Annotated in this window: 20 protein-coding genes (1 of these 20 only partly in view); 10 read left to right on the plus strand and 10 right to left on the minus strand. The window is 64.7% G+C overall.

Translation table 11 applies throughout. From position 1 onward, the window contains the following. Positions 1–75: 75 nt before the first annotated feature. Positions 76–306 carry a NepR family anti-sigma factor gene (locus tag CV770_RS13720; protein ID WP_026201628.1) on the plus strand — a complete coding sequence of 77 codons (231 nt, stop codon included), beginning with the start codon at positions 76–78 and terminating at the stop codon, positions 304–306. Beyond that, positions 306–854, plus strand: a complete 549-nt coding sequence (locus CV770_RS13725) for a sigma-70 family RNA polymerase sigma factor (protein ID WP_018316216.1) — start codon at positions 306–308, stop codon at positions 852–854. The genes CV770_RS13720 and CV770_RS13725 overlap by 1 nt, the downstream gene beginning before the upstream one ends. A 107-nt stretch (positions 855–961) precedes the next feature. Here CV770_RS13725 and CV770_RS13730 read toward each other — a convergent pair whose 3' ends face one another. The 8 genes from CV770_RS13730 to CV770_RS13765 form a co-directional block, all read right to left on the minus strand. Beyond that, the gene (locus CV770_RS13730; protein WP_104462724.1) at positions 962–1,660 is read right to left on the minus strand and encodes a nitroreductase; all 699 of its coding nucleotides are present in this window, start codon (positions 1,658–1,660) and stop codon (positions 962–964) included. Between the two features lie 147 nt (positions 1,661–1,807). Continuing rightward, positions 1,808–3,052: an acyl-CoA dehydrogenase gene (locus tag CV770_RS13735; protein WP_104462754.1), complete on the minus strand. Its 1,245-nt coding sequence runs from the start codon at positions 3,050–3,052 to the stop codon at positions 1,808–1,810. A 136-nt stretch (positions 3,053–3,188) separates the two neighbouring features. Then, complete coding sequence (locus tag CV770_RS13740) at positions 3,189–4,433, minus strand: acyl-CoA dehydrogenase (RefSeq protein WP_104462725.1); 1,245 nt, start codon at positions 4,431–4,433, stop codon at positions 3,189–3,191. A gap of 123 nt (positions 4,434–4,556) precedes the next feature. Continuing rightward, positions 4,557–5,690 carry an acyl-CoA dehydrogenase family protein gene (locus CV770_RS13745; protein ID WP_104462726.1) on the minus strand — a complete coding sequence of 378 codons (1,134 nt, stop codon included), beginning with the start codon at positions 5,688–5,690 and terminating at the stop codon, positions 4,557–4,559. A 112-nt stretch (positions 5,691–5,802) separates the two neighbouring features. After that, positions 5,803–7,674 (minus strand): AMP-binding protein, encoded by a 1,872-nt coding sequence (locus CV770_RS13750; RefSeq protein ID WP_104462727.1) that lies wholly within the window; start codon positions 7,672–7,674, stop codon positions 5,803–5,805. 43 nt (positions 7,675–7,717) lie between these two features. Next, on the minus strand, positions 7,718–8,524 hold the full coding sequence (locus CV770_RS13755; RefSeq protein ID WP_091966725.1) for an enoyl-CoA hydratase/isomerase family protein: 807 nt from the start codon (positions 8,522–8,524) through the stop codon (positions 7,718–7,720). Between the two features lie 179 nt (positions 8,525–8,703). Next, complete coding sequence (locus CV770_RS13760; protein ID WP_091966724.1) at positions 8,704–9,462, minus strand: SDR family NAD(P)-dependent oxidoreductase; 759 nt, start codon at positions 9,460–9,462, stop codon at positions 8,704–8,706. Between the two features lie 55 nt (positions 9,463–9,517). Next, positions 9,518–10,096 carry a TetR family transcriptional regulator gene (locus CV770_RS13765; RefSeq protein WP_245323899.1) on the minus strand — a complete coding sequence of 193 codons (579 nt, stop codon included), beginning with the start codon at positions 10,094–10,096 and terminating at the stop codon, positions 9,518–9,520. 233 nt (positions 10,097–10,329) lie between these two features. Here CV770_RS13765 and CV770_RS13770 point away from each other — a divergent pair, with 233 nt between their 5' ends. Both CV770_RS13770 and CV770_RS13775 read left to right on the plus strand, forming a co-directional pair. Next, a complete protein-coding gene (locus CV770_RS13770) occupies positions 10,330–11,502 on the plus strand; it encodes an acetyl-CoA C-acetyltransferase (RefSeq protein ID WP_091966721.1) in 1,173 nt (390 codons plus the stop codon). 116 nt (positions 11,503–11,618) lie between these two features. Beyond that, complete coding sequence (locus tag CV770_RS13775) at positions 11,619–13,163, plus strand: acyl-CoA synthetase (RefSeq protein ID WP_104462728.1); 1,545 nt, start codon at positions 11,619–11,621, stop codon at positions 13,161–13,163. Positions 13,164–13,282: 119 nt separating this feature from the next. Here the strand turns inward: CV770_RS13775 and CV770_RS13780 are convergent, their stop codons facing one another. Beyond that, on the minus strand, positions 13,283–13,825 hold the full coding sequence (locus CV770_RS13780) for a methylated-DNA--[protein]-cysteine S-methyltransferase (RefSeq protein ID WP_104462729.1): 543 nt from the start codon (positions 13,823–13,825) through the stop codon (positions 13,283–13,285). Positions 13,826–13,961: 136 nt separating this feature from the next. Between CV770_RS13780 and CV770_RS13785 the strand changes: the two genes are divergently transcribed. After that, complete coding sequence (locus tag CV770_RS13785) at positions 13,962–14,780, plus strand: alpha/beta fold hydrolase (protein WP_104462730.1); 819 nt, start codon at positions 13,962–13,964, stop codon at positions 14,778–14,780. A gap of 2 nt (positions 14,781–14,782) precedes the next feature. Continuing rightward, positions 14,783–15,595 carry an alpha/beta fold hydrolase gene (locus CV770_RS13790; RefSeq protein ID WP_104462731.1) on the plus strand — a complete coding sequence of 271 codons (813 nt, stop codon included), beginning with the start codon at positions 14,783–14,785 and terminating at the stop codon, positions 15,593–15,595. A 38-nt stretch (positions 15,596–15,633) separates the two neighbouring features. Here CV770_RS13790 and CV770_RS13795 read toward each other — a convergent pair whose 3' ends face one another. Next, positions 15,634–16,089, minus strand: a complete 456-nt coding sequence (locus CV770_RS13795; RefSeq protein ID WP_104462755.1) for a carboxymuconolactone decarboxylase family protein — start codon at positions 16,087–16,089, stop codon at positions 15,634–15,636. A gap of 99 nt (positions 16,090–16,188) precedes the next feature. Between CV770_RS13795 and CV770_RS13800 the strand changes: the two genes are divergently transcribed. The 4 genes from CV770_RS13800 to CV770_RS13815 form a co-directional block, all read left to right on the plus strand. After that, on the plus strand, positions 16,189–17,058 hold the full coding sequence (locus CV770_RS13800; protein WP_104462732.1) for a sigma-70 family RNA polymerase sigma factor: 870 nt from the start codon (positions 16,189–16,191) through the stop codon (positions 17,056–17,058). 179 nt (positions 17,059–17,237) lie between these two features. After that, positions 17,238–17,915 carry a GntR family transcriptional regulator gene (locus CV770_RS13805; protein ID WP_104462733.1) on the plus strand — a complete coding sequence of 226 codons (678 nt, stop codon included), beginning with the start codon at positions 17,238–17,240 and terminating at the stop codon, positions 17,913–17,915. 127 nt (positions 17,916–18,042) lie between these two features. Next, positions 18,043–18,843, plus strand: coding sequence for a phytanoyl-CoA dioxygenase family protein (locus CV770_RS13810; RefSeq protein ID WP_104462734.1), 801 nt, complete (start codon positions 18,043–18,045; stop codon positions 18,841–18,843). Positions 18,844–18,998: 155 nt separating this feature from the next. Further along, a protein-coding gene (locus CV770_RS13815) for an NAD(P)H-dependent oxidoreductase (protein WP_104462735.1) crosses the window boundary here: on the plus strand, positions 18,999–20,203 show its 5' portion. It continues 109 nt past the right edge of the window; 1,205 of the gene's 1,314 nt are visible here — the first part of the coding sequence; it begins with the start codon at positions 18,999–19,001; the stop codon falls past the right edge of the window.

Here is a 20,203-nt window from a genome sequence, read left to right on the forward strand (position 1 = left end):
TCCAGGGAACGGCTCCCGGTTGAGAAAACCTCTCGATTTTACAGTCACTTAACTCGGGGAAACGTGGAACAGGTCATGAAAGATCTCAAGTCTCAAGCCAGCAGAAGCACGACCCCCGGCAAGGGAGGCCTCACTCCGGAGATACAATCCCGGATCGGGCACCAGTTGCGCGCCATGTATGATGATGTGGTGCGACAAGGGGTTCCAGATCGGTTCGCAGAACTGATCAAGAAGCTTGATGCGCCAGGAGCGACACCCCACGTGGGACATGAAGGCGGATCCAACGACAACAATGGGAGGGATTAATGCCTCTCACGGACTCCCTGCGTAACGACATCCTGGCGGCCGTGCCCAGTCTGCGCGCGTTCGCCATTTCGCTCAGCGGCAATGCGGACCGCGCCGATGATTTGGTCCAGGAGACGCTGCTCCGCGCGCTGGCCAACATCGACTCGTTCCAGCCTGGCTCCAATCTGCCGGCATGGCTGTTCACGATCCTGCGCAACCTTTTCCGCTCCGACTATCGCAAGCGGCGGCGCGAGGTCGAGGATGCTGAAGGCAACTACGCCAAGACGCTGAAGACACAGCCGTCGCAGAACGCGCATCTCGAGTTCGAGGAGTTTCGCACGGCGCTCGACAAGCTTCCGCAGGACCAGCGTGAAGCGCTGATTCTGGTCGGCGCCTCCGGCTTCTCCTACGAAGACGCGGCCTCGATCTGCGGCTGTGCAGTCGGCACGATCAAGAGCCGCGTCAACCGCGCGCGCTCGAAGCTCGCCGCGCTGCTCTATGTCGATGGCGCCGAGGATTTTGGCCCGGACGAGACCGTGCGGGCCGTGATCGGCGGCAGCGGCGGCTGACGGCCGGCGTCCTCAAGGACTTAGATGAAGATGAAGATGAAGGCGGCCGCTTCCGCGGCCGCCTTCGCGCGCGTCCGATAACGATGGCGCAGAGCTACGCCGCTTGATCACTCGTCCGCGAAGGTCACTGTCTCGGCCACGCTGGCGCGCGAGGTGCGGTAGCTGTTGACCTTGTGAGCGTCGTCGGCATAGCCGAACGAAATGCCGCAGACGACGCGGCGATCGTCGAGCAGATTGAAGTGACGGCGGATCAGTCCGGAATGCCGCGCGAGTGCCGCCTGCGGAATCGTGCCGAGCCCGAGCGCCTGCGCGGCCAGCATGAAATTGGAGACATAGGCGCCGCAATCGATCGCACCGTAGACGCCGAGCGGCTCGTTGGTGTGAATGATGGCGACATGTGGCGCGCCGAAGAAATTGTAGTTCTCCAGCGCCTGCCTGGCGTAGGCGCTTCTGTCGCCGCGGGCGATGCCGAGCGTGTTGTAGAGCTGAAAGCCGCTCTCGCGGCGGCGTTCCAGATAGACACCGACATATTCGCGCGGCGGCGTGAAATCGTAATCGTCGCCGAGACCGCCGGAAGCCTCCGTGTAGATCAGCTGGCGGAAGCGCTCCTTGGCCTCGCCGCTGGCGATGATGACCTGCCAGGGCTGACTGTTGCACCAGGACGCAGTGCGCTGCGCGGTGGTCAGCACATGCTCGATCGTCGCGCGGTCGACCTCTTTGGGATGGAAGGCGCGGACGGAGTAGCGCTCGTTGAGCAGCTCTTCGAGCACGCCGATGCGGTCGTTTTGTTTGACGGTAGCGTCCATGATTCAGCTCGCGTCGCTTTCTTCGTAGGGTGGGTTAGCCTCGCGGATTGCGCGAAGCGCAAACCGCCCGGCGCAACCCACCTCTCTTGTTTCCGCGTCTACAGACGTGGTGGATTACGCTCCGCTAATCCACCCTACAAGTCACGTCTACCGCCCCTTGGTCGGAATCTTGTTGTACGGCACGTCCTTGTCGACGCGGATGTCGCCGGGCAGTCCCAGCACGCGCTCGGCGATGATGTTGCGCAGGATCTCGTCGGTGCCGCCGGCGATGCGCATCGAGGGCGAGGATAGCAGCATCTGCTGGAACTGGCCCTGCACCGTCTCCTCGTCGCTGCCCGTGAGAGCACCGGCCGCGCCTTGCAGGTCCATGGCATAGGTCGCGATGTCCTGCAGCATCATGCCCGACACCAGCTTGCCGATCGAATTCTCCGGACCCGGCCGCTCGCCCTTCGACAGCGCCGAGATCGTGCGATAGCTGGTGTATTTCAGCCCGCTCGACTTCGCCGCCCAGCTCGCGAGCCTGGAACGCACCGCGGGATCGTCGATCGCGAGGCCATCCTCCAGCATCAGATTGGAGCAAAACTCGAACATCTCAGGCACGCCGGTCGCAAGGCGCGAGCCGATCGACATGCGCTCGTTCATCAGCGTGGTCAGCGACACGCTCCAGCCTTCGCCGACGGCCCCTAGCCGCTGGCTGTCTGGGATCACGACGTCGGTGAAATAGACCTCGTTGAACTCCTGCATGCCATTGGCCTGCCTGATCGGACGCACCTCGACGCCGGGGCTCTTCATGTCCAGGAAGAACATGGTGAGGCCCTTGTGCTTCGGCACGTTCGGATCGGTCCGCGCGATCAGGAGACCGTAGTCGGAGTAATGCGCGCCCGAGGTCCAGATCTTCTGGCCGTTGACGACCCAATTGTCGCCTTTCTTCTCCGCGCGGGTGCGCAAGCCTGCGACGTCCGAACCTGCCGACGGCTCGGAGAACAGCTGGCACCAGATCTCCTCGCCCGAGGCCAGCTTCGGCAAATAGCGGCGCTTGGCATCCTCGCTGCCGAAGGCCATCACGGTCGGACCGCACATGCCCTCGCCGATCTGGAACGGCTGCGTCAGCTTGCCGTAGACGCCCTCTTCCTGCTGCCAGATCACCTTCTCGATCGGCGTCGCGCCACGGCCGCCATATTCCTTCGGCCAGTGCAGGCAGGCCCAATTGCCTTCGAACTTCTTCTTCTGCCAGGCCTTGCCGACCTCGACGATATCTTGCTTGGCAAGCCGAATGCGGCCGAGCGAGGATTTTGACAGCTCGACGTGCAGCTCTTTCGGCGCATTGGCGTCGACCCATTGGCGCGCGGTAGCGCGGAATGCGGCTTCCTGCGGGGTGTCATCGAAATTCATCTTCGAGCTCTCCTCTCTCGTGCCCCGGACGCGGCGCAGCGCGAAGCGGTGCGCTGCAGAGCCGGGGCCCATTGTAGCCTTCTGGGTCCCGGCTCTGCGGAGCGGCCCTTCGTGCCGCACCGCGTCCGGGACACGATCAGCCTCTTCCCTTCGTCGGGATCTTGTTGAACGGCACGTCCTTGTCGACCCTGATATCGCCGGGCAGGCCCAGCACCCGCTCCGCGATGATGTTGCGCATGATCTCGTCGGTGCCGCCTTCGACGCGGGTGCCGGGCGCACGCAGCAGCATCGCCTGGAAACGGCCGGCGAGCTCGGCATCCTCGCCGCTGATCACCCCGCTCGCGCCTTGCAAATCGAGCGCGTAGGTCGCGACGTCCTGGATCATCGAGCCCGCCACCAGCTTGCCGATGGAATTCTCCGGCCCCGGCCGCTCGCCTTTCGACAGCGCCGAGATCGCGCGCATGCTGGTGTATTTCAGCCCGCTCGCCTTCACCGCCCAGTTCGCCAATTTCGAGCGCACCGCGCGATCCTCAATCGCGGGGCCGTCGTCGAGCATCAAGCTGGAGCAATACTCGAACAGCTCCGGGAAACCGGTCGAGACGGCCGCGCCGATCGCGCTGCGCTCATTCATCAGCGTGGTCAGCGAAACGTTCCAGCCATCGCCGACCTCGCCGAGGCGCTGATGATCGGGAATGCGGACATTAGTGAAATAGACCTCGTTGAAGTCGGAGGCGCCGCTGGCCTGCTTGATCGGCCGCACCTCGACGCCGGGGCTCTTCATGTCCAGGAAGAACATGGTGAGGCCCTTGTGCTTGGGCACGGTGGGATCGGTACGGGTCAGCAAGATGCCGTAGTCGGAATAATGCGCGCCCGAGGTCCAAATCTTCTGGCCGTTGATGACCCAGTCGTCGCCGTCCTTCTCGGCGCGCGTGCGCAGGCCTGCGACATCGGAACCGCCGGCGGGCTCGGAGAACAGCTGACACCAGACCTTTTCGCCCGAGGCCAGCGGCGGCAGATAAGTGCGCTTATGCTCCTCGCGCGCGAATGCCATCATGGTCGGCCCGCACATGCCGTGGCCGATGATGAACATGCGGGAGAGTTGGCCAAAGGGCCCTTCTTCCTGCTGCCAGATCACGCGCTCGATCGGCGATGAGCCGCGCCCGCCATACTCCTTCGGCCAGTGCAGGCAGGCCCAGCCGGCATCCGCCTTCTTTTTCTGCCAGGCTTTCGCGACCTCGAGAATGTCAGCGCTCTTGAGCGCAGTGCGGCCGAGCGAGGATTTGCGCAGCTCGTCCTCGTATTGCTTTGGCGCGTTGGCACCGATCCAGGCACGGGCGGTGGCGCGAAATTCGGCTTCCTGCGGGGTGTCGTCGAAGTTCATGGTCTCAGTCCTCGGCCGCGCCGTTCATCTCGTAGGGTGGGTAGAGCGCAGCGAAACCCATCTCTTTCAATCTTCGTATGGTGATGGGTTTCGCTGCGCTCTACCCATCCTACGCATCCATCATCACGCCGCATTCTTCTTCCGCATGCGGTCGATCAACTGGTCTTCCCAATAGCTGAGGCTGCCGAGCCCGAGCGCCATCGCGTTGGCGCGGCGGTAGTACATGTGGCAGTCGAACTCCCAGGTGAAGCCCATGCCGCCGTGAACCTGGATGTTGTTCTTGGCACAGTGCTGGAACGCCTGCGTCGCGCTGATGCGCGCGGCAGCAGCGGCTTCCGGCAATTCAGCCGCGTTGGTCGAGAGTGCCCAGGCGCCGTAATAGCTGTTGGAGCGCGCCAGAGTCGCCGACACATACATGTCGGCGAGCATGTGCTTGACCGCCTGGAACGAACCGATCTGGCGGCCGAAGGCGATACGGTCGAGCGCGTAGTCGCGGCCCATCTCCAGCGCGCGGTCGGAGCCGCCGACCTGCTCGAACGCACAGAGCACCGCGGCGCGATCGAGCACCTGGGTTAAAATGCTCCAGCCTTCGCCAGCCGCGCCAAGCGGCTCGGCCTTGCAGTCTTTGAACGAGATCTCGGCCTGCCCGCGGGTCGGATCGAGATTGGTGAGGCTCTTGACCTCGATACCACCGGCCTTGAGATCGACCAGGAACAGCGAGATGTCACCATCACGTCCGCTCGTTCCCGTCCGCGCGGCGACCACCGCGAAATCGGCGATCGCGCCGTCGGCAACCGGCTTCTTGACGCCGTTGAGCACGCCATTGGTGACCGTCAGCTTGATGTTCTTCGGCGCCGGATTGCCCTTGCCCTCGAACAGCGCCAGCGTGCCGATCGCCTCGCCCGAGGCAATCGCTGGCAGCCATTTCTTCTTCTGCGCGTCGCTGCCGGCGATCAGCAGCGCTTCGGCGGCAAGATAGACGGTGGAGGAGAACGGCACCGGCGCGTTCGCGCGGCCCATCTCCTCCGCGATCACGCAGAGTTCGAGATGGCCGGCGCCGGCGCCGGCACCGCCGAACTCCTCGGGGATCGCGACGCCGAGGAAACCCATCTCGGCGAGGCCCTTCCACAGCTCCTTGTCGTAGGGAGCCTTGCCGTCGAGCACCACACGCACCGCCTTCGGCGAGCATTTTTCGGTGAGGAATTTGCGCGCCTGATCGCGGAGCTGCTTCTGGTCGTCGGAGAAGTCGAAGTTCATGGCGGGCTACCCTATTATTGCTGTTTTGTAGGATGGGTGGAGCGAAGCGATACCCATCGATTGTCTGAGCAAGAATGATGGGTTTCGCTGCGCTCGACCCATCCTACCGTCTTCATCGCAACACGATCACACCTTCATCCGGCTTCTCGGCATAGAGCCGCTCGACCAGCGCGGCGCGGCGTTCGAGGCCGGCGCGCTGGTTGATGTAACCCTTGTCGGTGAGCTCGTTGCCGTCGATCGAGGGCGGCTCGACCATCAACATGGCCCGCGCGATGATGCGGCTGCTGGCGCCTTCACAGTCCCGGTTGTGAGCCTCCAACCCACGCCTGAAGCAGGCGATCACCTCGGGATGCTTCACTGCGTCCTCGAAGCTGAGATCGGCGTTGCCGACAAGTTGCCGGCAGGCGTGCAGGTTTGGCCAGGCGAGCAGGCCGATGAAGGCCCGGTCCTGCCCCGCGACCAGCGCGTCGTGCACGACAGGCGTCGCTGCGGCGATGGCATCGGTGCGGAGTGAGCCGACATGCACGAAGGTGCCGGTGGTGAGCTTGAAATCCTCGACCACACGGCCGGCAAAGATGATGCCCTTCACCGGATCGGCATCGTCGACGAAAACGCCGGCATCGCCGATGCAGTAATAGCCCTCCTCGTCGAACATCTTCTTGGTGAGATCAGGCTGGCCGAAATAGCCCGGCGTGACGTTGACGCCGCGCAGGCGTAATTCGTATTTCGAACCGCACGGCACCATCTTCAGCTCGACACCGGGGAATGGCAGGCCGATCAGGCCGACGCGCTCGGTGTCCCAATAGGTGCCGGTCGAGGTCGGCGCGGTCTCGGTCGAACCCCAGCCGGTGTAGAACACGATGCGCTCGCCGGTGGTCTTCACCGCGAGGGCCTGCATGCGGTCGTAGAGATCGTCGGGCAGGCGCGCGCCGCCATAGGCCATGATCGAGAGGTTCTTGAAGAAGGAGCGACAGAGCGCATCGTCCTTCTCCATGGCGGCGGCGAGCGCCGCATAGCCGGCCGGCACGTTGGCGTAATAGGTCGGCGAAATCTCGCGCAGGTTTCGCAGCGTCTCCTCGAATTGGCCCGGCATCGGCCGGCCGTCGTCGATATAGAGCGTGCCGCCATCGACCAGGATCGGGTGGAACGCCGCGTTGCCGCCCATGGTGTGATTCCACGGCATCCAGTCCAGCATGGTCGCAACAGGGCCATCAGCCGAGCGCGGCCGCACCTGCATCATCATCGCCGCATTGGCGCACATCATCTCCTGCGTATTGATGACGGCCTTGGGCATGCCGGTCGAGCCGGAGGTGAAAAGCAGTTTTCCGACCGTCTGCGGCGTGATCTTCGCGATCGACGCATCGACATCGGCGGTTACCGGCGTTGCCGCAAGCTCGGCAAAGCTGACGCTCTTGATGCCGTCACAGGGACGCGCGACGTGAACCACCGTGACGCCGGTGAGATCGATCGCCTTGAGCGCCTTCTCGAACGTCGGCCCGTCCTGCACCATCACCACGGCCGGCTTGATCAGGTCGAATAGGTACTTCAGCTTGACGTGATCGTGGCTCATCAGCGAGTAGGCCGGCGACACCGGCGCCGCGGGCGCACGCGCCTGCATCGCGGCCTGCGTCATCAGCGCATGCTCGATCGAATTGCCGGAGAGGATCGCAACGGGGCGACCATCGAGTCCGAGATTGAGCAGGCCTTGGGTCAGCGCATCCACGGTGCGCTTGGCTTCGCCATAGGATACCTTGCGCCATGCGCGGTTCGCGCCACCGCGCTGGGCGAGCCAGATGCGCTCGGGCGCTTCCTTCGCCCATTTGGCCAGCGACGCCGGGATGTGCGTCTCGTAAGCTTGCAGCGGAATGCGCGACTTCAGCACTACCGTGCCGTCGTCGCGGCGCTCGACGTCGATGTCGCGCGCGAGCCACTCGATCTTGCGAAAGGCGGGCTTCGTCATCACAGCCGCCGCGCTTCCACTCATTTTGCGTCTCCCGGAATTATCGTCCTTTGCGGATCGTTCTCGTTCAGCGCTTGATATAGACAGGCTTTCGCTTCTCAAGGAAGGCCCTGATGCCTTCCGAAAATTCCTCGGAACGGCTGCACAGGACCTGGTTGCGATCTTCCATGGCGATAACGGCCTCCAGCGATCCCGCGTCGACACTCATGTTGAGGCATTCCTTGGACAGACGCAGGCCGACGGGCGAAGCCGTCATCATTGCGTCGACATAAGGCTCAGCCGCGGCGTCGAGCTTGTCCTCGTCGACGACCTCCGAGACCAGCCCGACCGCCAGCGCGCGCTCGGCGCCGATGAACCGGCCGGTGAGGATCAGCTCCGACGCCACGGACACGCCGACCAGCCGCGGCAGGAAATAGCTGGTGCCGATGTCACAGCCGCCGAGGCCGAGCTTGATGAAGGCGCAGTTCATCCGCGCCGACTTCGTCGCGATGCGAATGTCGGAGGCGAGCGCCAGCGCAAAGCCGCCGCCGGCCGCCGCGCCCTGCACCAGCGACAGGATCGGTTGCGGGCAACGCCGCATCAGCATCACGATGTCGGCGATACGCCGCTGCGAGTCCAGCGACTCCGTGACGCCAGGCGGCTCCTGCTGGCCGGCACGGCGGGCCATCGCAGCCTTGAGATCAAGGCCCGCACAAAAATTCTTACCAGCGCCCCGGAGCACGACGACGCGCGTGTCGCGGTTACGCTGGAGGCCCTGGAAATAAACGTTGAGCGCATCGATCAGCGCGGGATCGAGCGCGTTGAGGTGCTCGGGCCGATTGAGCGTCACCCGGTCGACGCCGTCGTCATGCTCGATCAGCAGCGGTTGGGACATGGGGGCGCTCCTGGATCCGCTCTTTGAGTGGCGGTTATTGCGCCCTCTCCCCTTGTGGGAGAGGGCATGTACGTCGCTAGCCCGGAATTCGTTTGGGTGAGGGGTCTGTCTCCGCGAATAGAGACCCCTCATCCGGCGCTTCGCGCCACCTTCTCCCGCAAGGGGAGAAGGGAAGAGAGCTACCTCGGCGCCATGCGGATGGCACCGTCGAGGCGGATGGTCTCGCCGTTGAGCATCGGATTCTCGACGATGTGCACGGCGAGCGAGCCGTATTCCTTGGCATCGCCGAGACGAGAGGGATGCGGCACCTGCGCGCCCAGGCTCTTGCGAGCCTCCTCGTTCAGCCCCATCAGCAGCGGCGTGAAGAACAGGCCGGGCGCGATGGTGTTGACGCGGATCTTCTGGCTGGCGAGATCGCGCGCGGCCGGCAAAGTCAAACCGACGACGCCGCCCTTCGAGGCCGAATAGGCGATCTGGCCGATCTGGCCTTCGTAAGCGGCAACCGAGGCCGTATTGATGATGACGCCGCGCTCTTCACCGACTGGCTCGATCGTGACAAGGCGCTCGGCGAACAGCCGCAGGCAGTTGAAGGTGCCGATCAGATTGACGTTGATGATGCGCGCGAACTTTTCCAGCGGATAGACGCCGTCGCGGCCGACGATGCGCTGCGAGCCGCCGATGCCGGCGCAGTTCATCAGCACGCGGGCAACGCCATGCGCGGCTTCCGCCTTGGCGATCGCGGCCTTGATCTGCTCTTCGCTGGTGACGTCGGCATGGAGCGCGACGCCCTTCACCTCGGCCGCGACCTTCTCGGCATTCTCTTTGTTCTGGTCGATCACGCCGACCTTGGCGCCCTTGGCCGCCATAGCGCGGGCGGTCGCCTCGCCGAGGCCCGAACCACCGCCGGTGATGAGAACGGCTACGTCTTTCAATTCCATGACAGGCTACCTTTCCTTGGACGTTTCTTCTCTAGACTCGAGAGTTGCGGCCGGATCATCCGGCCGCGGCAGCTTCCTCGACTTGCGTGAGGATGCCCCCGCAGATCAGCGTTTCCATGTGCTTGATATATTGCCGGCAGACGTCGTCGGTGACCGGGCCGACGCCGGTCGCGCGAGACATCGCGTGCCGGCCAAAGAACAGATGATCGCAGGCTCCGATCAGGCTGGTGTAGAACAGCACCGGATCGGTGGCGCGGAACTCGCCCTGGCTGACGCCTTCGGCGAGCAGGCGGCGGTGAAAGTCGAGCAGCGGCGCCACGAAGAATTTCGACACTTCGTCAGCGGAGGCCGTGTTGGTCTCGTGCAGGAGATAGTGGATCAGCCGGTTCATATAGGGGAACCGGTAGTAGGCGCGGATGATGCCGCCGATATGCAGCTTGAGCTTCGCGGTTGCCGTAATCGGCTGTGCCAGCAGATATTCGAGATTGGACATCTCGGTCGCGGCATCCCGCGCGAGCAGTGCCAGCAACAGGCCGTCCTTGTTGCCGAAGTGATATTTGACCAACGCGGCGTTGGCGCCCGACTTCTGGGCGATGTCGCTGAGCGAAATCTCGATCGAGGAGCGTTCGATCATCAGCTCGCTCGCGGCCACGAGCAATTTCTCTGCCGTGGAATTTTTTCCGCTGGGGAGCCTGTTCGGTACGCTGGTAGTCACGGAGTTCCCTGAATGCGCGTCGAGACGGGGCGCAGATAAGCCCAAGCAGCGGCTCATCACAAGAATTAATTGATCGATTGACTAATTCATCTTGCGTCCCTTAAATCCGCCCCGACAACCGACCCAATCAAGAAATTCAGGGAGAAACCGACATGGCCGAGGCTTACATCGTCGCCGCTGCGCGTACCGCGGGCGGGCGCAAGGGGGGCCGTCTCGCCGGCTGGCATCCGGCCGACCTCGCCGCAAAGGTGCTGGACGAGCTGGTCGACCGCACCAAGGTCGATCCTGCGCTGGTCGAGGACGTGATCATGGGCTGCGTGATGCAGGTCGGCGAGCAGTCCAACAATGTCGCGCGCAACGCGATCATGGCCTCGAAGCTGCCGGAGAGCGTGCCGGGCACCTCGATCGACCGCCAGTGCGGCTCCTCGCAGCAGGCGCTGCACTTTGCCGCGCAAGCGGTGATGTCCGGCACCATGGACGTCGTGATTGCCGCCGGCGTGGAATCGATGACGCGCGTGCCGATGGGGCTGTCCTCGCAGCTTCCCGCCAAGAATGGCTTTGGCAATTACAAGAGCCCGGGCATCGAGCAGCGCTATCCGAACATCGTGTTCAGCCAGTTCACCGGCGCCGAGATGATGGCCGAGAAGTACGGCCTGTCGAAGAATGATCTCGACGAATACTCCTTCAACAGCCATCAGCGCGCGATCGCTGCAACTCAAGCCGGCCACTTTAAGAAGGAGATCGTGCCGCTCGAGATCACCCGCGCCGACGGCAGCAAGGACACCCACCACATCGACGAAGGCATCCGCTTCGATGCGACGCTCGAGGGTATCAAGGGCGTCAAGCTGATCGCCGAGAATGGCAAGCTGACCGCGGCCAGCGCCAGCCAGATCTGCGACGGCGCCTCCGGCGTCATGGTGGTGAACGAGCGTGGCCTCAAGCAGCTCGGCGTCACACCGCTGGCGCGCATCCATCACATGACCATGACGGGCGGCGATCCCGTGATCATGCTGGACGCACCGCTGCACGCCACCAAGCGCGCGCTGGAGAAGGCCGGCATGAAGATCGGCGACATCGACCTGTTCGAGGTCAACGAGGCCTTTGCCTCGGTGCCGACCGGCTGGCTCAAGACCACCGGGGCCGATCCTGACCGCCTCAACGTCAACGGCGGCGCCATCGCGCTCGGCCATCCGCTCGGCGGCTCCGGCACCAAGCTGATGACGACGCTGGTTCACGCTCTGCATCAACGCGGCAAGCGCTACGGCCTGCAGACCATGTGCGAAGGCGGCGGCATGGCCAACGTGACGATCGTGGAGCGGCTGTAAGAAGAACAAAAGGGAGTAGTGAGTGGCGAGTAGCGAATGGTGAGTAGGCGAAGAGCGGTTACCCTTCTCCCCTATTCGCCACTCGCTACTCGCCATTCGCGTCTTGAGGAAACGCCATGACCCACCCCTCCGTCCACGCCCGCACCACGCCCGACAAGATCGCCTACCAGATGGCCGGGACCGGCAAGGCGATCACCTATCGCGAGCTCGACGAGCTTTCGAACCAGGGCGCGCATTTGTTCCGCTCGCTCGGCCTCAAGGCCGGCGACCACATCGCGCTTCTCATGGAGAACCGCCTCGCCTTCATGGAGCTCTGCTGGGCCGCGCAGCGGAGCGGGCTCTATTACACAGCGATCAGCCGCTATTTGAAGCAGGACGAGATCGACTACATTATCGCCGATTGCGGCGCCAAGGTCGTGATCACGACGCCGAAATGCGCCGACCAGATCAAGGGCCTGATCAAGGGCGCCGCCGGCGAGCCGATCTTCTACATGATGGACAACCCGCTGCCCGGCTTCCGCTCCTACGACAAGGGGGCCGCCGCGCAGCCGATCACGCCGATCGCCGACGAGGTCGCCGGCTACGACATGCTCTATTCGTCCGGCACCACCGGCCGGCCCAAGGGCGTCAAGAAGGCGTTTGAAGGCAAGACCATCGATATGCCGAATCCGCTTCTGAAGGTGCTCTGCGCCGACATGTGCGGCATGAACACCGAAAGCACTTACCTGTCACCGGCGCCGCTCTATCACGCAGCTCCGTTGCGCTTCAACATGATGGCGATCGTACTCGGCGGCACCTCCATCATCATGGAGCATTTCGATGCCGAGGAATTCCTGAAGCTGGTCGAGACATACAAGGTGACGCAGTCGCAGCTGGTGCCGACCATGTTCGTGCGCATGCTGAAGCTGCCGGACGAGGTCCGCGCGAAGTACAACGTCGCCACGCTCAAGGGTGCGATCCACGCCGCTGCCCCCTGCCCCGTCGACGTGAAAGCGAAGATGATCGAATGGTGGGGGCCGATCCTGATCGAATACTACGCTGGCTCGGAAGGCAATGGCGTCACCGTCTGCAGCTCGAAAGAATGGCTGGAGCATCGCGGCAGCGTTGGCCGCGCCGTGGTCGGCAAGATCAAGATCCTCGACGAGAACGACGAGGAGCAACCGCTCGGCGAGATCGGCACGGTCTATTTCGCCGACGCGCCCGCGTTCACCTATCACAACGACCCCGAGAAGACGAAGAAGGCCTACAACGCGAAAGGATGGTCGACGCTCGGCGATGTCGGCTATCTCGACAAGGAGGGCTTCCTCTATCTCACCGACCGCAAGTCCTACATGATCATCTCGGGCGGCGTGAACATCTACCCGCAGGAGACCGAGGACGTGCTGATCACCCACCCCGACGTCGCCGACGTTGCGGTGTTCGGCGTGCCGAACGAGGAGATGGGCGAAGAGGTGAAGGCGGTGGTGCAGCCGCACGACATGAAGCGTGCCGGCAAGGCGCTCGAGGCCGATTTGATCGCCTACTGCAAGGGCCGCCTCTCCGCCCTCAAGTGCCCGCGCTCGATCGATTTCGAGCCCGAGCTGCCGCGTACGCCCACAGGCAAACTGGTGAAGCGGCACCTGCGCGATAAGTATTGGCCGAAGACGGCGGCGAAGATTTAGCGGAGGTCTCGTAGGGTGGGCAAAGGCGCGAAGCGCCGTGCCCACGACCTTTCCATGTTACGACGAGATGGTGGGCACGCTTCCGCTTTGCCCATCCTACGAAGTCAGCGCAAGCCGCCTCAATCAAACAAACTCGGCGTGTGGTTCACCAGCGCGCCTTCGATCTCGAGCATCTTCAGCTTCGTCACGACGCCCCCGTTGGCCGAGAAACCGCCGGGCCTGTTGCCGGCAGCCAGCACGCGGTGGCATGGCACCACGATCGGGCACGGATTGTGGCCGAGCGCCTGGCCGACGTCGCGCGAGAGCTGGACGCCGCCGAGCTGCTTGGCGATGTCGCCATAGGTGAGGGTCTTGCCGGGCGGGATGGCACGGGCGATCTCGTAGACGCCGCGGTTGAAGTCGGGCACGCCGTCGAGATCGAGCTCGATATCGGTGAGGTCGTCAGGCTCGCCCGCGAGCAGCTTGACGATGCGGTCGATCGCCTGTTGCACCTCGGCGGTCGGCTCGGCCTCAACGGCATCACCGTGGCGCTGGCTGATGCGGGTGCGGATCTTCTGCTCGCCGCCCATCGGCAATTGCGTGCCATTGATGCCGCGCGCGCCCCAGGCGATGGCGCAGAGGCCGATCCTGGTGTCGAACAGGGCGAAATGCTGGTCGGTCATGGCTTGGTTCCTGGCTTGCGTTGCCGTCGCATGCCCCCAATGTGATCTCGGGCCAAATCTAGGCTTGGAAATAGTTGCGATCCACCCGGTTTCCGGGAATCTTGCACAGGAGTTCCAATCCCTTCGCGAGCCCTGAATGCAAAGCCTCCACGTCAACGGATACAACATGCCCTATCTCGACGTGGGCGAGGACAGCGGCCGGACGCCGCTGGTCTGCGTGCACGGTTCGCTCAACGATTTCCGGGTCTGGGGCTGCGTGCTCGGCCCGCTGACCCAGCGGCACCGGGTGATCGCTGTCAGCCTGCGGCACTTCTTCCCGGCGCGATGGGACGGCATCGGCGACACCTACTCGATCGCCCAGCATGTCGACGATGTCATCGCCTTCATCGAGAAGCTCGATCTCGGCCCGGTCGACTTGATGGGCCATTCCCGCGGCGGGCACATCTGTTTCCGCGTGGCGCAGCGGCGGCCGGATCTGCTGCGGCGGCTGATCCTGGCCGAGCCCGGCGGCGAACTCGATGCGAGCCTCGACCCCAATTATGCCGGCGGGCCCTCGCCGCTGCTGGCGCGCTTCATGGCCTCGGCCGAAAAGATCGCCGCGGGCGATGTCGATGGCGGCCTCGCCGTGTTCGTCGACACGCTGGAAGGCGCCGGCACCTGGCCGCGGCTGCCGGCCCTGGTGAAGCAGAATTTGCGCGATAATGCCTATACGCTGATCGGCCAGGTCCGCGACAACCGTCCGCCGTTCTCCAAGGCGGATGCGGAGGCGATCAAGATGCCGACGCTGTTCATCCTGGGCGCACGGACCAAGGGCCTGCTGCCGAAGGTGCTGCATGCGCTCGCCGCGCATGTGCCCTGTTCCAAGACCGCGATCATCCCGAACGCGACGCATCCGATGTTCGAGCAGGCGCCGCAAAAATACTCCGAAGTGGTTCTCGACTTCCTGGCGAGCTGATCATGCAGACATTTCGCGTCAACGGTTACGACATGGCCTATCTCGAAGTCGGAGAGGGCCATCCGCTGGTCTGCGTGCACGGCACGCTCGGCGACTTCCGCACCTGGTATTCGGTGCTCGGCCCGCTGTCGAAGGCGCATCGGGTGATCTCAGTCAGCCTGCGGTATTTCTTCCCCGAGCATTGGGACGCGGCCGGAGACGACTACAAGATGGCGCAGCACGTTGCCGACACGATTGCCTTCATCGAGCAGGTGCAGCCCGGCCCCGTCGATCTCATGGGCCATTCGCGCGGCGGACACATCGCCTTTCGCGTGGCGCAGGCGCGGCCTGATCTGCTGCGAAAATTGGTGCTGGCCGAGCCGGGCGGCGATCTCGACGCATCCCTACCGTTGCCGGAAGGCACGCCCGCGCATCCGCCGCTGGCCGCGCGCACGGCGCGCTCGGTCGAGATGATCCGTGCCGGCGATATCGAGAGCGCGCTGCAGAATTTCTACGAGGGCATCGAGGGTGACGGCTCGTGGCGGCGCGTGCCGGCAGCGGCAAAGCAGCAGCTGCGCGACAATGCGCTGACGTTCCTCGGCCAGATCAACGAGCAGCGCAAGCCCTACACGCTCAGCGATGCGCAGGCGATCCGGACGCCGACGCTGCTGATCGGCGGCGGAGCCACCACGGGCAGCCTCTCCGTGATGTGGCGCGTGCTGGCCGAGCACATCACGGGCAGCCGGACGGCAGTGATTCCGAACGCCGGCCACTGGATGTTCGAGCAGGCCCCACTGGAGTTCGGCGAGGTGGTGAGCAAGTTCCTGGCGGAGTAAGTGCCCCCTCTCCCCGCAAGCGGGGAGAGATGGAGACCTCACACCTTCCAAACACCCACCGGCATCTTGATCGTTGCATTCAGCCGGTTCCAGACATTGATGGTGGCAATCGAGAGGATCAGCGTTGCGAGCTCGCGCTCGTCGAAATGCTTGGCGGCCTCGTTCCAGATCGCATCCGGCACCGGGTCCTCGCGATCGGCGAGGCGCGTGACGGCCTCGGTCAGCGCCAGCGCGGCGCGCTCGGCGTCAGTGAAATAGGGCGCATCGCGCCAGGCGGACACGGCGAACAGACGCTCGTCGGTCTCACCGAGCTTGCGGGCGATCTTGGGATGCATGTCGACGCAGACGCTGCAACCGTTGATCTGGCTGGCGCGCAGGTGCACCAGTTCCAGGAGCTTTTCCGGCAAACCCTGCTTGGTCAGATTACCGAGGGACTGCAGGACATTCGGGGCCTCGGGGAGGACCATGACAGGGTGATTCATGCGGGCGTGCATCTTTTTCGTCTCCATCGCTCGAATTTCGAAGGTTCCGGTCACATCGGCCGGATTGGCTTCGTCATGGGCATGACGGATCGCGACGAGGGAATGTGACCGATGACCGAAAAAAACTTCGAAGACGATTTTCTCAGCCACCAGTTCGAGGCCAGCAGGGACCATCTGCGCACGGTCGCCTACCGGATGCTGGGCTCCGGCGCAGAGGTCGACGATGCCGTGCAGGAAGCCTGGCTGCGGGCCAGCCGCTACGACATGTCCGACCTCGCGAATTTGCGCGGCTGGCTGACGACCGTGGTCGCGCGCATCTGCCTCGACATGCTGCGCGCGCGGAAGTCGCGCAAGGAAGAGCCGATGGGCCCGCATGTGCCGGAGCCGGTCGACGAAACGCGGGAGCGCGAGGTGGAGATGGCCGATTCCGTCGGCGCGGCGCTGCTCGTCGTGCTCGAGACTTTGCAGCCGGCGGAGCGGCTCGCCTTCGTGCTGCACGATATGTTCGCGGTGCCCTTCGAGGAGATCGCGCCGATCGTCGGCCGCTCGGTCGACGCGTCGCGACAGCTTGCGAGCCGAGCCCGGCGGCGCGTGCAGGGGGCACCGGTGCCCGAGACCGACCTGTCGCGCCAGCGCGGAATCGTCGATGCTTTCCTCAAGGCGTCGCGCGAGGGCAATTTCGAGGGGCTGCTCGCCGTGCTCGATCCAGACGTCGTATTCCGCGCCGATCAGGCCGCGGTGCGGCTCGGCACGCTACCAGAGATCCGGGGCGCGGATGCGGTCGCACAGCTCTACAAGGGCCGCGCCCAGGCCGCGCGGACGGCACTGGTTGACGGCGAGATCGGCGTTGCCGTCATCCTCGGCGGACGGCTGCGCATCGCGCTGCGTGTGACGTTCAAGGACGAGCGCATTGCCGGGATCGAGGCGCTGGCCGATGCGGAAGGGATCGCCGCGCTGGAGGTGGAGGTGCTGGAGGGCTGAGGCGGAGGCTTTTCCGCGAAAACAACCCCATGCACAGTAGACGGGTACAGCAATATCAATAGCTTATCGGAGCCCTACCGGGCGACGTGAGCGTGGGCGCGCAGCACATCTTGACGCCATCCCCCTCCCGCGATACCTTCGAATACGGAATTCCGTATTCCCTCGCAGGAGCTGCCGGCGTGATCCCTCTCGACCCGCTCCCGAACCTGATCGACCAGGTCTATGCCCGGATCCTGGAGGCGATCTCCGACCGCACGCTTCAGCCCGGCCAGCGCATCCGCCAGAACGAGCTCGCCGACAAGCTCGGCGTGTCGCGCCAGCCTGTCTCGCATGCGCTGCATCTGCTGCACCGCCAGGGTCTGGTCGCCGAGAGCGGACGGCGCGGCTTTGAGGTCACCCAGCTCGATCCCGCGCGCATCCGCCAACTCTACGAGGTGCGCGGCGCGATCGACGCGTTGGCCGCGCGGCTTGCGGCGAAGCGCGCCGCCAGCGACGCGGCAGGACGCGCACGGCTGGAGGCTGCGTTCGCCGCGGGGCGCGGCATCGACCGCAACACGACACTCACTGAACTGATCGTGCTCGACGTGGATTTTCACCGCGCGATCTATCAGCTCGCCGGCAATCCCGTGATCGAGGAGACGATCGCGCCGCAATGGCCGCACATGCGCCGCTCGATGGCGACGGTGCTGTCGGAGCTCGACTACCGCGGCAGCGCCTGGGCCGAGCATGCCGATATCGCCGGACACATTCTCGCGGGCGACGTGAAGGCGGCCGAAGCCGCCGCGCTGGCGCATGCACAGACGGCGGGACGGATGACTGAGGAGAGATTGAGGGCGACGGAGGAAGCGGCGGCGTAGCGATTTGCCCTGTCATTCCGGACGCGCGACGCGCGACTACGGTGCGCAAGTGTGCGCCGGAGTTCGGTCCTGCAGACCGCCCCGGAACGGCGAAACAACAAATAAACAAAACAGGAGGAAACGACCCATGAGACTGTCTCAGGAGCAATTGGAGTTCTTCCACCGCGAGGGCTGGCTGTTCCTGCCCGAGCTGTTCAATCAGGAGGAGGTCGATCTGCTGGCGCGCGAGGCGGTCGGCATCTACGACGCCAACCGTCCCGAAGTCTGGCGCGAGAAGAGCGGCGCGCCGCGCACGGCTTTTGCCGCGCATCTTTACAATGAGGCGTTCGGCCTCCTCGGCGCACATCCGCGCATGATCGACCCGGTCGAGCAGCTGTTCGGCGAGTCCGTCTACATGCACCAGTTCAAGATCAACGCGAAATCGGCCTTCACCGGCGATGTCTGGCAATGGCACCAGGATTACGGCACCTGGAAGCGCGACGACGGCATGCCGGAGCCGCGCGCCATGAACATCGCGATCTTCCTCGACGAGGTGATGCCGATCAACGGGCCTCTGATGCTGGTGCCACGCAGCCAGAACGCCGGCGATCTCGAAGCCTCGCACGACCTCGCCACCACCTCCTATCCGCTGTGGACGCTCGACGAGGCGACCGTGACGCGCCTCGTCGAGCAGGGAGGCATCGTGGCGCCGACCGGCAAGCCCGGCGGCATGTTGATGTTCCACGGCAATCTCGTGCACGGCTCGGCCGGCAACATCACGCCCTTCCCGCGCAAGATCGTGTACCTGACGCTGAACGCGGTCTCGAACCACATCCGCAACCCCACGCGGCCGGACTATATCGCGCATCGCGACTTCGCCCCGATCAAGACGGTGGACGACGACGCGCTGCTGCGGCTTGCCCGTGCGCCGCGGCAGGCGGCGGAGTAAGTAGGTCTCGTGCCCCGGACGCGGCGCAGCGCGCAGGCGGTGCGCTGCAGAGCCGGGCCATGCCACACGGATAGCTTTTCTGGGCCCCGGCTCTGCGCAGCAACGCTACGCGTTGCATCGCGTCCGGGACACGATCATTACCAGGACAATCCCCCATGAACCTCTTCCGCCTCCTCCAGGCCCGCGCGTCCGCCGGCAAGCCTGTCCGTGTTGCGCTGATCGGTGCGGGCAAGTTCGGCTCGATGTTTCTGGCGCAGGTGCCGCACACGCCGGGGCTGGAGGTGCCCATCATCGTCGACATCGACCGCGAGCGCGCACGTGAGGCCTGCCGCACGGTCGGCTGGAGCTCTGAGCGGATCGCCGCAACCGTCTTCACCGATGACGGCGCGCGCGCCATTGCCGGCGGCGCGATGGACGTGGTGGTGGAGGCGACCGGCAATCCCGCCGTCGGCATCCGCCATGCGCGCGCCGCGATCGCGGCGGGCAAGCATATCGTGATGGTCAACGTCGAGGCCGACGTGCTGGCAGGTCCGCTGCTCGCCGAGGAAGCGCGCAAGGCGGGCGTGGTCTATTCGCTCGCCTATGGCGACCAGCCGGCGCTGACTGCCGAGATGGTCGACTGGGCCCGCGCCACCGGCTTTCGCGTCGTCGCTGCCGGCAAGGGGACAAAATACCTGCCGGCCTATCATGACGTCACACCGGACGGCGTCTGGCAGCATTACGGCCTCACCGCAGGCGAAGCGCAGTCGGCCGGCATGAATCCGCAGATGTTCAACTCTTTCCTCGATGGCACCAAATCGGCGATCGAGATGGCTGCGATCGCCAATGCCTGCGCCCTCGACGTGCCCGCGGACGGCCTGCTGTTTCCGCCCTGCGGCGTCGACGACCTCCCGCACATCATGCGGCCGCGCTCGCGCGGTGGCGTGCTGGATCGGTCAGGCCTGGTGGAGGTCGTGTCCTCGCTCGAGCGCGACGGACGGCCGGTGTTTCGCGACCTGCGCTGGGGCGTCTATGTCGTGCTGGAGGCGCCGAACGACTACGCCGCCGACTGCTTCAGGCAATACGGCCTCAAGACCGATGCCAGCGGACGCTTTGCCGCAATGTACAAGCCCTATCATTTGATCGGGCTTGAGCTGAACATCTCGGTGCTGTCGGCCGCGCTGCGCGACGAGCCGACCGGCCAGGCCAGCGGCTTCCGAGGCGACGTCGCGGCGGTCGCCAAGCGCAATCTGCGCGCGGGCGAGATGCTGGACGGCGAAGGCGGCTACACCGTGTGGGGCAAGCTGGTACCGGCGGCGGCCAGCCTGAAGGCCGGCGCGCTGCCGATCGGTCTTGCGCATCGCCTGAAGCTGAAACACGA

The organism is Bradyrhizobium sp. AC87j1 (genome assembly GCF_002936975.1).
In the GTDB taxonomy this organism is placed as follows: domain Bacteria; phylum Pseudomonadota; class Alphaproteobacteria; order Rhizobiales; family Xanthobacteraceae; genus Bradyrhizobium; species Bradyrhizobium shewense.

Excerpts from the sequence above, each read along its gene's own strand:
- CV770_RS13720 (WP_026201628.1), top strand. The coding sequence starts at position 76 with ATGAAAGATCTCAAGTCTCAAGCCAGCAGAAGCACGACCCCCGGCAAG.
- CV770_RS13725 (WP_018316216.1), top strand. The coding sequence starts at position 306 with ATGCCTCTCACGGACTCCCTGCGTAACGACATCCTGGCGGCCGTGCCC.
- CV770_RS13730 (WP_104462724.1), bottom strand. The coding sequence starts at position 1,660 with ATGGACGCTACCGTCAAACAAAACGACCGCATCGGCGTGCTCGAAGAG.
- CV770_RS13735 (WP_104462754.1), bottom strand. The coding sequence starts at position 3,052 with ATGAATTTCGATGACACCCCGCAGGAAGCCGCATTCCGCGCTACCGCG.
- CV770_RS13740 (WP_104462725.1), bottom strand. The coding sequence starts at position 4,433 with ATGAACTTCGACGACACCCCGCAGGAAGCCGAATTTCGCGCCACCGCC.
- CV770_RS13745 (WP_104462726.1), bottom strand. The coding sequence starts at position 5,690 with ATGAACTTCGACTTCTCCGACGACCAGAAGCAGCTCCGCGATCAGGCG.
- CV770_RS13750 (WP_104462727.1), bottom strand. The coding sequence starts at position 7,674 with ATGAGTGGAAGCGCGGCGGCTGTGATGACGAAGCCCGCCTTTCGCAAG.
- CV770_RS13755 (WP_091966725.1), bottom strand. The coding sequence starts at position 8,524 with ATGTCCCAACCGCTGCTGATCGAGCATGACGACGGCGTCGACCGGGTG.
- CV770_RS13760 (WP_091966724.1), bottom strand. The coding sequence starts at position 9,462 with ATGGAATTGAAAGACGTAGCCGTTCTCATCACCGGCGGTGGTTCGGGC.
- CV770_RS13765 (WP_245323899.1), bottom strand. The coding sequence starts at position 10,096 with ATGATCGAACGCTCCTCGATCGAGATTTCGCTCAGCGACATCGCCCAG.
- CV770_RS13770 (WP_091966721.1), top strand. The coding sequence starts at position 10,330 with ATGGCCGAGGCTTACATCGTCGCCGCTGCGCGTACCGCGGGCGGGCGC.
- CV770_RS13775 (WP_104462728.1), top strand. The coding sequence starts at position 11,619 with ATGACCCACCCCTCCGTCCACGCCCGCACCACGCCCGACAAGATCGCC.
- CV770_RS13780 (WP_104462729.1), bottom strand. The coding sequence starts at position 13,825 with ATGACCGACCAGCATTTCGCCCTGTTCGACACCAGGATCGGCCTCTGC.
- CV770_RS13785 (WP_104462730.1), top strand. The coding sequence starts at position 13,962 with ATGCAAAGCCTCCACGTCAACGGATACAACATGCCCTATCTCGACGTG.
- CV770_RS13790 (WP_104462731.1), top strand. The coding sequence starts at position 14,783 with ATGCAGACATTTCGCGTCAACGGTTACGACATGGCCTATCTCGAAGTC.
- CV770_RS13795 (WP_104462755.1), bottom strand. The coding sequence starts at position 16,089 with ATGCACGCCCGCATGAATCACCCTGTCATGGTCCTCCCCGAGGCCCCG.
- CV770_RS13800 (WP_104462732.1), top strand. The coding sequence starts at position 16,189 with ATGACCGAAAAAAACTTCGAAGACGATTTTCTCAGCCACCAGTTCGAG.
- CV770_RS13810 (WP_104462734.1), top strand. The coding sequence starts at position 18,043 with ATGAGACTGTCTCAGGAGCAATTGGAGTTCTTCCACCGCGAGGGCTGG.